The organism is Sphingobacterium sp. xlx-96, from assembly GCF_011007365.1.
Taxonomy (GTDB): domain Bacteria; phylum Bacteroidota; class Bacteroidia; order Sphingobacteriales; family Sphingobacteriaceae; genus Sphingobacterium; species Sphingobacterium luzhongxinii.
Window position 1 is genome coordinate 407,213 of record NZ_WFKM01000003.1, and the last position, 13,417, is coordinate 420,629.

General features: G+C 39.4%; 17 protein-coding genes. 4 read left to right on the forward strand and 13 right to left on the reverse strand.

The genetic code is table 11. From position 1 onward, the window contains the following. From G7B20_RS07475 to G7B20_RS07510, 8 genes are all read right to left on the reverse strand, one after another. The gene (locus G7B20_RS07475; RefSeq protein WP_164109814.1) at positions 1 to 831 is read right to left on the reverse strand and encodes an N-acetylmuramoyl-L-alanine amidase; all 831 of its coding nucleotides are present in this window, start codon (positions 829 to 831) and stop codon (positions 1 to 3) included. An 83-nt stretch (positions 832 to 914) separates the two neighbouring features. Next, positions 915 to 1,901, reverse strand: coding sequence for a DUF3078 domain-containing protein (locus G7B20_RS07480; protein WP_164109816.1), 987 nt, complete (start codon positions 1,899 to 1,901; stop codon positions 915 to 917). Positions 1,902 to 1,910: 9 nt separating this feature from the next. Next, positions 1,911 to 2,618 carry a hypothetical protein gene (locus G7B20_RS07485; RefSeq protein ID WP_164109818.1) on the reverse strand — a complete coding sequence of 236 codons (708 nt, stop codon included), beginning with the start codon at positions 2,616 to 2,618 and terminating at the stop codon, positions 1,911 to 1,913. Between the two features lie 107 nt (positions 2,619 to 2,725). Beyond that, on the reverse strand, positions 2,726 to 3,553 hold the full coding sequence (locus G7B20_RS07490) for a glucosaminidase domain-containing protein (RefSeq protein WP_164109821.1): 828 nt from the start codon (positions 3,551 to 3,553) through the stop codon (positions 2,726 to 2,728). Between the two features lie 25 nt (positions 3,554 to 3,578). Further along, entirely contained in the window at positions 3,579 to 4,055 is a 477-nt protein-coding gene (locus tag G7B20_RS07495) for a glucosaminidase domain-containing protein (protein WP_240452831.1), read from the reverse strand. Positions 4,056 to 4,101: 46 nt separating this feature from the next. Continuing rightward, on the reverse strand, positions 4,102 to 4,737 hold the full coding sequence (locus G7B20_RS07500) for an O-methyltransferase (protein ID WP_164109824.1): 636 nt from the start codon (positions 4,735 to 4,737) through the stop codon (positions 4,102 to 4,104). A 154-nt stretch (positions 4,738 to 4,891) separates the two neighbouring features. Beyond that, positions 4,892 to 5,521: a GTP cyclohydrolase I FolE gene (gene folE, locus G7B20_RS07505; protein ID WP_164109826.1), complete on the reverse strand. Its 630-nt coding sequence runs from the start codon at positions 5,519 to 5,521 to the stop codon at positions 4,892 to 4,894. A 22-nt stretch (positions 5,522 to 5,543) separates the two neighbouring features. Next, entirely contained in the window at positions 5,544 to 5,957 is a 414-nt protein-coding gene (locus G7B20_RS07510; RefSeq protein ID WP_164109829.1) for a 6-pyruvoyl trahydropterin synthase family protein, read from the reverse strand. A 186-nt stretch (positions 5,958 to 6,143) separates the two neighbouring features. Here G7B20_RS07510 and mqnB point away from each other — a divergent pair, with 186 nt between their 5' ends. From mqnB to G7B20_RS07525, 3 genes are all read left to right on the forward strand, one after another. Further along, on the forward strand, positions 6,144 to 6,755 hold the full coding sequence (gene mqnB, locus G7B20_RS07515; RefSeq protein ID WP_164109831.1) for a futalosine hydrolase: 612 nt from the start codon (positions 6,144 to 6,146) through the stop codon (positions 6,753 to 6,755). 246 nt (positions 6,756 to 7,001) lie between these two features. After that, entirely contained in the window at positions 7,002 to 7,988 is a 987-nt protein-coding gene (locus G7B20_RS07520) for a pyruvate dehydrogenase complex E1 component subunit beta (protein ID WP_164109833.1), read from the forward strand. A gap of 217 nt (positions 7,989 to 8,205) precedes the next feature. After that, positions 8,206 to 8,961, forward strand: a complete 756-nt coding sequence (locus G7B20_RS07525) for a DUF6263 family protein (RefSeq protein ID WP_164109835.1) — start codon at positions 8,206 to 8,208, stop codon at positions 8,959 to 8,961. A 58-nt stretch (positions 8,962 to 9,019) separates the two neighbouring features. Here G7B20_RS07525 and gcvH read toward each other — a convergent pair whose 3' ends face one another. Further along, positions 9,020 to 9,400 carry a glycine cleavage system protein GcvH gene (gene gcvH / locus G7B20_RS07530; RefSeq protein WP_164109837.1) on the reverse strand — a complete coding sequence of 127 codons (381 nt, stop codon included), beginning with the start codon at positions 9,398 to 9,400 and terminating at the stop codon, positions 9,020 to 9,022. Between the two features lie 72 nt (positions 9,401 to 9,472). Between gcvH and G7B20_RS07535 the strand changes: the two genes are divergently transcribed. Next, positions 9,473 to 10,669 (forward strand): anhydro-N-acetylmuramic acid kinase, encoded by a 1,197-nt coding sequence (locus G7B20_RS07535; RefSeq protein ID WP_164109839.1) that lies wholly within the window; start codon positions 9,473 to 9,475, stop codon positions 10,667 to 10,669. Here G7B20_RS07535 and G7B20_RS07540 read toward each other — a convergent pair. From G7B20_RS07540 to G7B20_RS07555, 4 genes are all read right to left on the reverse strand, one after another. After that, on the reverse strand, positions 10,666 to 11,334 hold the full coding sequence (locus tag G7B20_RS07540) for a DUF2461 domain-containing protein (protein ID WP_164109841.1): 669 nt from the start codon (positions 11,332 to 11,334) through the stop codon (positions 10,666 to 10,668). The two genes, G7B20_RS07535 and G7B20_RS07540, sit on opposite strands and share 4 nt — an antisense overlap. Before the next feature lie 119 nt (positions 11,335 to 11,453). Then, positions 11,454 to 12,254 carry a phosphatidate cytidylyltransferase gene (locus tag G7B20_RS07545; RefSeq protein ID WP_164109843.1) on the reverse strand — a complete coding sequence of 267 codons (801 nt, stop codon included), beginning with the start codon at positions 12,252 to 12,254 and terminating at the stop codon, positions 11,454 to 11,456. After that, entirely contained in the window at positions 12,244 to 12,474 is a 231-nt protein-coding gene (locus G7B20_RS07550) for a putative signal transducing protein (RefSeq protein WP_164109846.1), read from the reverse strand. The genes G7B20_RS07545 and G7B20_RS07550 overlap by 11 nt, the downstream gene beginning before the upstream one ends. Continuing rightward, the gene (locus G7B20_RS07555; RefSeq protein ID WP_164109848.1) at positions 12,474 to 13,388 is read right to left on the reverse strand and encodes a CPBP family intramembrane glutamic endopeptidase; all 915 of its coding nucleotides are present in this window, start codon (positions 13,386 to 13,388) and stop codon (positions 12,474 to 12,476) included. The genes G7B20_RS07550 and G7B20_RS07555 overlap by 1 nt, the downstream gene beginning before the upstream one ends. Positions 13,389 to 13,417: the final 29 nt, after the last annotated feature.

Here is a 13,417-nt window from a genome sequence, read left to right on the forward strand (position 1 = left end):
CTAATAATACTTACGGTACAGATCATAAAGTACAGCTTGATCATGCGCTGTCAGCACTCCATTTACTTCCTTGACAATATACTTGCGCTTAAATGCGCGGATTGCCCCTTCGGGGTTACGCATATCATATCCCATGATCTTCAGCGCGTCAATAGGGTTAAAATTCGCTGGGGGCGACATCAAATAATCTTCATTATACCAGATACCAAAGCCGTTTTGCGCCAATGACTTCCATGGGAACAAAACATTGGGATCGTCTTTTCGCATAGGGGCGATATCTGCATGACCTATAAAATTGAGCTGAGGTATAAGATATTTTGTCTTCAATGTATCCAAAAGGATGAGTAAGGCGTTGATCTGAACATCTGGAAACGGCTCCTTGCCATTGTTGTCTAATTCGATCCCGATAGATACTGAATTTAGATCATCAATGTTTCCCCACTTGGATTTACCGGCGTGCCAGGCACGATCATAATCATTAAGCATCTGGATAAGCTGTCCCGTCTTACTGATGACATAATGTGCGCTAACTTTTGAATGTGGAACCTGAAATGTCCGAACGGTCTGAGCGACACTATTCTGCGCGGTGTGGTGTATAATGACAAAATTTGGCTTACGAAGATCGTAATGTATCGCAGCGGCCCAATCGGCACCTTTGTACACACCAGTTCGTTTTTGTTCAATGATCCGTTCCTCGGGTGTTAACTCTCGGGGGACCTGAACAAGTGAGCTGTCCATTGCATTGTCTATAACCAATTTGGGTGCTTCAATTATTTTCGCTACCGTATCTAGCTTTACCTGATCTATGCTAGAGACGGTCCTTGGCGACATCAAGGTCTTCTTTGATGTACCGCAGCCCACAAGTCCGAATAAGCATATCCCAATAACAACACCCCTCAACCGCATATCAATTCCTATCTTGGCAATGCGTATATAACCCCCAATGTCAGCGCCTGACTATACTGCACCTTTGACGATTCATCTGAATTATAAACAAGAATACCAGTAAGGCCTACGTTAACCAAACTCGTTACTTTAGCACTTAATGTTGCATCTAAACGGTGATCCGGATCCGAAATATCTTTATAATCTGCAAATAAGTTATAACGAGCTTTCAGATTAAGATTTTGAGATAGGTTACGATCTAAATTAGCTGTCACCTGAAAAGCGAGGTCATTTTTAAATTTTTTCCCCGGCTCAACACCGTAGACAGGTTTAGTTGCTTCTATCGGCGGAGCAATTCTTTTATCTGCAATAATAGTCTGCCGAGCAGTACCTGTACCCAATCGTAATGAAAATGTCTTATCTGGTTTATATTCGAAACCGAATGACTCTGTAAAATATCCCGGCGCCAAAAATGCGGAGACCGTATCGGTAATATTTTCTCCCTTTGCATCGTACTTATAACCTATATCAAATTGAGATTCGAAAGTAAATGAAAAATAAAGCGCCCAAGTATCCGTAAACTTGTAGGCTAGCTTATTATCCCAAAAAAGCCTATCCAAATTTTTCTTAGCCAACTGATCTTTATTCCAGATTTTCCCATATTTGAAATCAAATTCGGTAACAAAATTGAATCGATCTTTATTATAATCAGACTTATGCCAAAACGTACCTCCTATAGCGACAGAATTTACCCCTCCCGCATTCCAGTTTTCACTAAACGATGCTTGATTTGCATTTATACCAAATTTGGTCCAATGCTTCCAATAATCCACTTCTAATCCGAGCTTAGGTATCGGAACATTAATTTGTTTGATCTGAAGGCCTTTTGCTGTATCTGCAGTCAATTTTTCGGTATTAGGTTTCTCTCTCAGGTCCTTTAGATTTGCTTGAGAAAACACCTTCGCGCTGACGGACAGCAGCACAATGCTTAAAAACAAGGGTAAACGTTTCATCATAGACTATAACTAATCGTTGTTACTAATATCAATTTTATTCAAATCTGGTAAAGGCTTAATATAAGGCACATATTTAAAGTACTCATACTTCGACTTTATATAACTTACCAGTTGATAATGTGTTGCCAAAGATACAAAATCATACGAAGGTCTGTACCTTACCATAAAATTGTCTAGCGGTTCGCCTTCTAATCCTATAACCGACTTGACTAACTCTTTAGAAAAACGCATATCGACAATATTTTCCTGATATTCCCTTTCAAAATACCTGGTCAACCGCCTCGCATTTTTCGCTTCTTTACTGAAGAGGCTATAAATCGCATTAATACTCAGACCTGCACCTGTCGGCCCTACGCTTAGGTAACTCCCTGGATCGGCCAATTTATAGGCTTTATCATAGTCCCTTCGACGTTCTGCTAAAATTTGCTCCGGTGTCTTACGCCCAAGAACCGTTACAGGATCTATATAAATAGAAGTTTTCTTTAAATTAAAAATCAACACGCTTTGACCTTCATAAGTCAAGGTATCGCTAAAATACTGCTCTCTTTGCGCGATAATCTGATCGCCGGGAGACATATCTAAAGCAAACTCTCCTCTTGAATTATTAAAGATATTTGCGCCGCTGGTCTTATTAATCATCAATACACGACCAATCCGCTGCTTCGTATCCTTATCAAAAATCAGGCCTTCCACCTTTTGCTGCGAATAAGTCGGCATACAAAAAGAAAGAAAAAACAATAATGATATTATGTTTAGATTGGCATTCACAACCGTAAAGCTACATTATTACCAACAAAACGCCATATTTTTAACAAGTTTTAATATCACTTGGTAATTACCAAAAGCTGCCCTATAGCGATCTCATCTCCAGAAAGACCGTTCAATTGTCTTATTTGATCAATTGTAACATTGTATTGACGACTAATACTGTATAATGTCTGTTGAGGTTTTACTTCGTGAATAATCATCGCAACCGGTGATTTTATCTGTTCCGGTTTAGCAATAGGCTCTGACTCTACTTTCGTTTCAATAGCATGTACAACCTGCTCTTCTCTTCTTTCCTTTTCGACATAGGTCTCTGCCCGATCATATTGATATAGAGCATATCTTTCTATCAGGTCAATAAGTAAATCTGGATAACGCGGATTAGTCGCATAACCCGCCTCTTTTAGACCTTTGGCCCAGCCTCTATAATCATCTTTGTCAAGCGCAAACAACTTCTCATAGCGCTTACGTAATAAAAATTGGGAATGATCCTTAAACGACTGTTCGGGATTGTCGTAAACACGGAAACAGTCATTCGGGTTATCATCAGCCCTTCTTACACTTTTTCCGGTCCAGACGCCACCACACTTTATTCCAAAGTGATTATTCGCTTCGCGGGCTAAATAAGAGTTTCCATTGCCCGATTCTAAAAGTGCTTGCGCTAATTTAATACTCGCGGGAATCCCGTATTGATTCATCTCTCGGATAGCGATCCCTTTATACTGTTCAATATACGACAGACCTGTACTAGAGACCCCTCCTTTGGAAGGTGTTTTTTTTGAGCCATAAGAACTGGATGAATTGGGATTGGACAACACTGTGCCTCTTTTTGAAGCACAAGAGCTCAACAGTCCTAAGAGGACAAAAAGCAAAAAAACAGATCTCATCAAAAAACAAAAAGTATATAATGTATTATTTTACATCCAGATCATCCAGATCATAACGATCGATAGTCCCCAGAACCTTGCGACTCCAGTCGCGGGTTGCTGAATATCCCGACCGTGCAATTCCTTTGACCCAAGCGCTGTAATCTAACGGAGAATACTTATCAAATAATCCCTGCGTTGATTTCCTCCGCTGCAGTAAATCTACAAAATCATGGTAAGATGCCAAAACAGATTCATAGCCTTTGTAGGCAGACCTGATGGTCTTACTATTGTTTTTTCCCTTAATTCCGAAATGATTGTTCAAGTTTGTTGCAATTCGGCTATTACCATAGGCACTTTCATGAATAGCGATTGCTAAGATCACAGATGCTGGCACACCTGTTTCGCGCATGAGTTGCTGTGCAACGCTCTTGTGCTGCTCGATGTAACTTGAAGGACTAAATTTCTTTTGTCCTAACAGTGTCGTTACAGAAGCAAAACACAATACTAGTATTAGCAACATTTTGCTGCATAAACATTTTTGCATTTTCTACTTTTTAGTTCAACAATTACTTTTTGCGCAATACAAAAAGCCCGTCTCTAATCGGCAAAATCAACTTTTCTACACGGTTGTCTTTTGCCAGGGTAGCATTTAATTCCAAAACCTGTTTTGTCTGGCTATCTGGATTCTCTTCAAAAACCTTTCCTTTCCACAAAACATTGTCTATCAAAATCACTCCCCCTGAAGGAACACGATCTATTAACATCTCGTAATAAACCAAATTCCTTTTTTTATCGGCATCGATAAAAACTAAATCAAATTCTCCTGCGATGGCAGGTATCACTTCAAAGGCATCCCCAATGTGATATTCTATGTGAGCAGCGTATGCAGACCGCTGAAAATAACCAGAGACTCGCTCTTCCTGCTCTTCATTAATATCTATGGTATGTAAGATACCGTCTTCTTTTAACCCTTCTGCTAAACATAACGTTGCATAACCTGTAAAAGTACCTATCTCTAAAATTTTTCGGGGAGACAGCATCTTACTGATCATGGACAGTACCCTTCCTTGGTAATGACCAGACAACATATGCGGCATTGTTTCTTTTAGATACGTCTCTCTGTTTATCGTACGGAGCAACGAATTCTCTTCGTCACAAGTACCTTCTAAATAACCACTTACCCGTTCTTCATTTTGAAACATAACTGCAAATCTACGGAACTAATTCAAAAAAAAAACTTTTTTTACGCCTCCACATAGACATCAGGATGATAAAAAGGTTTAATAAATAACTAAAAAAGCCCTGTTTCCTATCGAAAAACAGAGCTTTTTTTGAATTCTAAAACCAGATTATTGATTAATCTAATGAGGCTGTAATTAACCTTAAGAACTCAGATCTTGTAACATCATTTTGAAATTCACCGGTAAAAGCCGACGTTGTCGTCACTGAACTTTGCTTCTGAACACCACGCATAGCCATACACATGTGCTTACACTCCATCACTACGGCTACGCCGGCAGGATTCAATGTTTCTTGAATACAGTCCCTAATTTCATTAGTCAATCGTTCCTGGACTTGTAAACGTCTAGCGAAGGCATCTACAATACGTGGAATCTTACTCAATCCTACGATATGTCCGTTAGGAATATAAGCGATGTGTGCTTTCCCAAAAAAGGGTAACATATGGTGTTCACACATCGAATACACTTCTATATCTTTAACAACTACCATCTGGCTATAATCTTCTTCAAACATCGCGCTACGTAATACTTCTGCAGCATCAACATCGTAGCCATGTGTTAAGTATTGTAAAGCCTTAGCCACCCGTTCTGGAGTTTTGATCAAACCTTCCCGATTAGGGTCTTCACCTATGGCAGATAGAATATCGTTGTAGTGTGAGGCTATACGGTCTACCTGCTCTACATCATACTGTTCTACTTTTTTATAGCGATCCAATTCTTCATTGAAATCCGTAGAATTACTCATTTTAGCTAATTATTTTATGTGATTAATCGCCGAAATACTCGACGGAATTATTTTCTGTTTCGTATAGCTTTACGCTATGTAACTGAACCTGCTCTTGTTCAAAATGAGGCTTCAATACTTTAAATATCTCCATAGCGATCACTTCTGTGGAAGCCATTTTACCCTGCATAAAATCGACATCTAAATTTATATTCTTATGATCCATTGGAGTAATGATGTAGGTATTTATAATACGCTTCATCAACTTCAGGTCGATCAAAAACCCAGTTTCTGGATTTACCTCTCCTTTTACCGTAACATACAATTCGTAATTGTGCCCATGCCAATTGGGGTTTGAACAATAACCAAAAATGGCTTCGTTTTTCTCTTCCGACCAATCTTCGCGATGCAGCTTATGGGCGGCACAGAATCGCTCTCGCCTTGTAATGTATATCATATACGCAAACTTAGATAAAAATGCTTTGATAAACAATCCTATATATCCCATTTGTACAGCATAAAGCTTATTACACACACAGTCCCTATTATTGGGTGTTTTTTATGACAATAATATCACGCAAAAAACTCTATTTTAGCAACTACAAAGCAAAGTATACCTGCATTAAAGTTAAAACACAGAAAAATGAAACCTCTAGTCGTCGCCGCTACCGAAGGGGAAATTGCCCCGAGTTTGGACTTGCTATCGCAGTTACAGATCCCTTATTTAATTACGGGGGTCGGAATGACAGCTACCGCATACCAGCTGGGAAAGAGGATCACGCAGTCCCGCCCTGATTACATCTTAAATATTGGAATAGCGGGTTCATTCTCTAAGGATATTGCTTTAGGAAGCGTAGTCAACATTGTAGAAGACCATTTTTCGGAACTCGGAGCAGAAGATGCGGAGCAGTTTCTCTCTTTGGAAGATCTTGGGTTTGGCAACAGTATGTTCCGTTCTTCACCCCCTCCAAATATTACGATCTCCCTCCCACAAGAAACAGCGATCACAGTCAATATGGTACATGGACATACTCCATCAATTCATGTCCTGAAAAAAAGATTTCCCGGAGCAACAATTGAAAGTATGGAAGGTGCGGCCGTGCTTTTCGTCGCTACCGAAGAAGGCTTACCTTGTCTTCAAATACGTGCTATATCTAATTATGTCGAAAAGCGAAACAGGGATAATTGGGAAATACCGCTAGCAATCCAAAATATAAACAAATGGCTGCAAGATTTTCTAATACAAAACAAATAACCCAGGCAAAGTACACGAATGGGGACAGCAACATTACCTATCGCACGTGTGAAATATCCATATAATGTAAGCCGCGCAAATACGGATTAACACGAAGTAGTGCGCACACTAAAAAAACGTGCGTAATATCGCTTGGATACGCAAGCTACCAGATCGCCTCTAAAAGGCAGTTTATATGCATATGAAATATCATTATTAAATAGTATTTTTGCATATCAAAGGTTAATTAAAACGATTTCAAAACTAATGAGAGAAATTCAATTCAGAGAAGCGCTTCGTGAAGCAATGAACGAAGAAATGCGTAAAGATGAAACTATATTTTTAATGGGCGAAGAGGTTGCAGAGTATAACGGTGCTTACAAAGTGAGCCAAGGTATGCTAGACGAATTTGGCCCAAAACGTATTATTGACACTCCTATTGCTGAATTAGGTTTTGCAGGTATCGCTGTCGGAGCCGCAACACATGGCTTGAAGCCAATTGTGGAATTCATGACATTCAACTTCTCATTAGTTGCAATAGATCAGATCATCAATTCAGCAGCAAAAATCCGTCAAATGTCCGGTGGTCAGCTTTCTTGTCCGATTGTATTTCGTGGCCCTACAGGTAATGCAGGACAGTTGGCAGCACAACACTCTCAAAACTTTGAGAACTGGTATGCGAACACACCAGGATTAAAAGTAGTAGTTCCTTCCAACCCTTATGATGCAAAAGGTTTATTAAAATCATCCATCATCGATCCAGATCCGGTTATCTTCATGGAGTCTGAAGTCATGTATGGCGATAAAGGAATGGTACCTGAAGAAGAATACTATCTTCCTATCGGAAAAGCTAATATCATACAAGAAGGAACTGACGTAACGGTTGTTTCTTTTGGAAAAATGTTACCAAGAGTGGTAATCCCTGCGGTAGCAGAGTTAGAAAAAGAAGGTGTTAGTGTAGAATTAATTGATTTACGTTCTGTACGTCCTATTGATTACAAAACAGTAGTTGACTCTGTTAAGAAAACGAATAGATTAGTTATTGTTGAAGAAGCATGGCCATTGGCCTCTATCTCTTCCGAGATTTCTTTCCATGTTCAGAAAAATGCTTTTGATTACTTAGATGCTCCTGTATTGCGTGTAACATCTGCAGACGTTCCTTTGGCATATGCACCTACTTTGGTAGAAGCGACTTTACCAAGCGTGGCAAAAGTGATTAATGCAGTAAAAGAGGTAACTTATAGTAAAAAATAATTTGTACAAAATATACAAATCAAAGGAGTCCTTTAGGACTCCTTTTTTTATACCCTATAATATGGAGCAATAATCTGAATAAAAAGAGTTATTTTAACATAATCATTGCTAAACGCTGTAACAAAAAGCTTGGTTCGACGACATATCATAGTCCGAGTATTCAACAGATTTTTGTTATACCTAGTAAGACTTATACACAATCAACAATTAGAACTATATGAACAGACTTTTCACTACATTATTCATTGCTGCTACAATCACGCTAAGCGCACAGGCACAAGAGAAGATCACCTTTAGGTTAAACCCAGAAAAAGGAAAGGTCATCCCCATTGAAATGATTATGAAGTCGGATATTGAAGGTGCGCAAAACATGATCATGGATATGACTATGCGCATGAATATGACAGCAACAGAAGTTACGGAATCATCGGCGAAGTACGAAGCTAAGTATACCCAGGTCAAGACCGATATCAATGCCGGAATAGTTACTATCTCTTATGACTCTTCCAAAGAACCTTCCAACCAGATGGAGGAAATGATGTCTACACAGCTGAAACCTCTCTTGGAGAATAAGCTTAGTATCACAATGGACAAAAACGCCAAGGTATTGGAAATGGATTTTCCGAATGTTCCGGCAGAGGCCTTTGATCGATCTAGCATTCAGGGAATGTCCGTTGCCTTTCCGGATAAACCTTTATCTATCGGAGACTCTTGGGAAAATGAAATCAGCTTGGCACAATTAGGAGCAAAAGGAAAGAATGTAAATACCTTTGCAGAGAAGACCGCCGATGGCTATAAGATTAATGTGACAGGTACTTATACCGACAACGCGGGCACTAGTATTGGAACATCTACAGGTTACTATATCCTAGACCCCAACACCTTTTTTACCAAACACTCTGTTGTCAACACTACCATTGAAGTACAAGGAAATAAGATATCTTCCAGCATAGAACTAAAAGAAATAAAATAACAGAAAAGTCCCTCCTAGGAGGGACTTTTCTGTTATTTTATATACGCAACATTATAGACTAAGCGTTAATTTCAGATTTATAAGCATCTGCTGTCAACAAGGCATCTATGTCTGCTGGATTCGTTAATTTTACGCGGATGATCCAACCTTCACCGTATGGATCAGAGTTCACTAATTCAGGAGAGGCATCAATTGCATCATTCACGGCCAAAACTGTTGAGTTTACGGGCATAAACAAATCAGACACAGTCTTTACTGCTTCGATAGTACCAAACACTTCATTCGCAGTCACCTCTTCCCCTACAGTGTTAATATCAACAAAAACAATATCACCCAACTCGCGTTGAGCAAAGTCTGTAATACCGATTACGGCTTCATCGCCTTCTACACGAACCCATTCATGATCCTTTGTGTATTTCAATTCTGTTGGAAAATTCATTCTTTGTTCTTTTTTTCAAAAATATCATTAACAATTGACATTACCAAAAGCGATTATATGTATTTTTAGAATATGAACAGCCAAATTGCAAAGCTTTACGAAATAAGCCGAAAGGAAAGTCGGTTAATCATTGGTCTTATGTCTGGAACCTCTTTAGATGGTCTCGATATTGCACTCTGCAAAATTCGAGGGAGTGGCTTTGACACTGAATTGGATATTCTTCATTTTGAAACATTACCTTATGAAGACCAGTTCAGAACATATATCCGAAAGATCTTTGCAAAGACTGAAATAAACCAACAAGATCTCTGCGGCATCAACCCTTATGTGGCGATTACGCACTCGAAACTTATCAATCAAGCGTTAACCCAGTGGGGAATTGATACAATGGAAGTTGATCTGATAGCCAGTCATGGACAAACTGTATATCATGCTCCTCAAATACTAACGAAGGACTATAATCTCCCAAACAGCACACTTCAGATCGGAGACGGGGACCACATAGCTGTTCACACCGGAATCATTACCTTATCCGACTTCCGACAGAAACATATTGCGGCAGGAGGAGAAGGAGCTCCTTTAGCAGCCTATGGTGATTTCCTTTTATTCACTGATACAACTGAAACTCGAATATTACTCAATATCGGAGGCATTTCGAATTTCACTTTCCTTCCCAACAAAGGTTCATCGAGCCAAGGATTTGCAAGCGACCTCGGTCCTGGAAATACGATGATGAATCAATATATGTTTAAAAACTTCGGTGTAGAAATGGATGCAAACGCGATGAAGGCGCAGTCAGGAAAGGTCAATGACAGGCTACTTCTTCATTTGTTAAAAGAAGATTTCTTAGATCTAGCTTTTCCAAAGACAACAGGTCCAGAACTCTTCAACCTCAGCTATCTCCAAAGAAAAATAGAGGAAGCAAATTTAGACAAGCTGTCTCACGAAGACATCATGGCTACACTCAATATGTTCTCTGCCAAAGCTATCGTTCAAGGAATTAGGAAGGTGTCCACAGGCCTAGATAATATCGCCGTATATGTAAGTGGCGGAGGCATACATAATCCTCTTTTGATGAAAAATATCCGTACCGAATTGCAGACTGTAAAAGTCGCTTCAATGGATGAGATAGAAATGAATCCTGATGCCAAAGAAGCCTGTCTGTTTGCCATATTGGCAAATGAAACTGTTGCAGGAAGCCCCGATCATGTTTCTTGGCTAAAAGACTCGCCCGCTGTATGCATGGGTAAAGTTAGTTTCCCCTACTAAAGCTCTACATCGATTGCTTCTTGAATGAATTTCTTAAGGGGATAAATTCTTTTGCAAAACCCTATAACCTGCTGTAGAGCATCTGCTTGGGTGAGATCCTCATTTGCTAGTGATTGATGGATGATAAAGCTTTTCAGCTTGAGAACTTCAATATTCGGATCTTCTGACGAATATCCTGCGGGAGGTCTACTAAGCTTGTCTTCTTGGGAAAGATCAGAAATCTTCCATTGGCCATTTTGCAACGCCTCCTCCAGCGCTTTATAATTATAATCAATCTCTTGTCGGATCGCATCAAGATGTTCCTTTTTAGGGCGCCAATATCCAGCAGCTATAAACGAATTCTGAGGTTCAATATGAATGTAGTACTCCGGGCCCTCAAGCTTCCTGCCATCTATAGAGATACCGGCTGCAAGCCAAGACTTATAAGGAGATTTATCTTTAGAAAAACGTACATCTCTATAAATCCTAAACATACATTTAGCTGCTTTAATATCCGTATTGATCAATGGATCGAACTTTGACAACTCGGCAATCATTGCTTCGATGAATAACTTTACATTCTGCAAAGCCTCATCGTAATGATCTTTATGTTCCTGAAACCACTCTCTTGAATTATTTGCTTTAAGTCCCGAAAGAAAATCGATTGTTGTTGCTGAAATATTCATATGTAGATAATTATCTTAGACGAGCTCGCAAGCTCGGTTTGACTTTTAATGGTCATATGGAATATCCAAAGTATATTATGCACGTTTTTGTGCAGTTCTGCTACATGGATATTTCATAACTATTGTATCATTAACAGAAACAAAAACACCAAAGGAGCAGCCATCAACAGACCATCGAAACGATCTAAAAACCCACCATGTCCCGGCAAAATATTACCCGAATCCTTTACCCCCAAACTACGCTTTAACATAGACTCTACCAAGTCACCTAACGTGCCGAATACACCTATAATCAACGCCATAAATGCCCACTCCCATTTAGCTAAGGAGCCAAAATACTGCTCCAGGTTGAAGGCAATAGCCATAGCAAATACAACTCCACCGATAAAACCTTCCCAGGTTTTATTAGGAGATATCCGCTCAAACAACTTACGCTTACCAAAGCTTCGACCAGCAAGGTAAGCACCTGTATCATTAGACCAAAGGATCAACAAGAAACCAAGAGGAATATAATAGTTAAAAGTTCCTTTCACAAAGCCCAATGCCACAAAAAACAAAAATGGGATCCCTGCATAAATAATCCCTAACAAGGTATATGCAATATCATTAAATGGAAATAAACGCTTTTGGAACAAAGCGGCAATAAACAATGCCGAGAAAAAAGGAACAAATAACCAAACTTTGATAAAAGGGATCAACCCTATGCAATGCAAACCTACAAGGCCGGCCAAGATTGCCATAGCAAGAAGACCTAATACCACCATCGGTTTTACTTCTTCTCTACGGACTATACCGTAAAATTCAAATAGACACCAAAGTCCGATCAAGGAAAAAAAACATACAAAAACAGCTTGCCCTAATAGATGGGCTCCAATCAATACTGCTATAAAAAAGAAACCTGTAATTGCTCTAGTTAACATCGTCTCCTACTGTATTAGCTCCTTCACCAGCTTCAATTAACTTCAATGCTTGCTCCTCCAAGTCCTCATGGACATACAGTTCTATCCTGCCGAACAAATAAGAAGAATCCTGCTTATTCATCGCGACAGACGGTATTTCATTTTCCACCAGCATCTGCTTCACGATCTCTGCTTCGATAGCACTACTGTATATCTTAATCTTTTTCCAACCCTTCTCCATTATACTTCTTTATTTTTTGAAATTTTATAAAACCATACGCCCAACAATATTGTTAGCATCAAGCTGCCAATATACACAAATATTGTATAGCTCTCGTATGTTTGCAAATCGGCATATGTCTTCCCTTGTCGTGTATAAACAAAGGCTATTACAGCAACAGTGGCATTATTAACAAAATGTGCCAATATAGGAATCCAGATATTCTGCGTCCAAACAAACATATATCCAAAAAATACACCTAAGAGCATACGCGGAAAAAAACCAAAAAACTGTACATGTATAGCGCTGAAAACAAGAGCTGACACCCATACGGTAAGGTGATAGTTTTTTGTCAATCGCTGGATCATATGCATCAAGGATCCACGGAAATAATATTCTTCTGCGATAGCAGGCATCGCCGCCATGACAATGATATTGGCAACTAGGAACTCCCAACTATCGACCATAACTATCCGCTCTGTCAATACAGCCATGCTATCTTCCTGCGTTCGCATCCACACTTCTATTTTATTCCAACTCTCAGGTAATGTCATCGTCATGTTTGCTTCGCCAATTAATTGCATGATAGGACCAAAAGCAAATAACAACGCAGCAGCAACAACATATGGCAACCAGACCCTTTTATTCTCAGTGGGAAAATAATTAAAATAGGGTTCAAGTCTCTGCAACACAAGGGCAGGTAATAAAAAGGTTCCGAAAGAACTGGAAACCAATAGGGCGTATAAAAAAAAAGGGCGATCAGCAAAAGAAGATAAATCTCCTCCACTGTCTAATATTTCTCCCCCCCACCCATTTGAAAAGACACCAAGGATAAGCACTAATAACTGGACAACAACACTACATCCTAGTGTAAGTCCCAATAAAATCACGAAAGAGCTCCATGGTCCATTGGGTTTACCAACATATTGATTCATGGGCTAAAGTTACTTATTATTTAGAATAA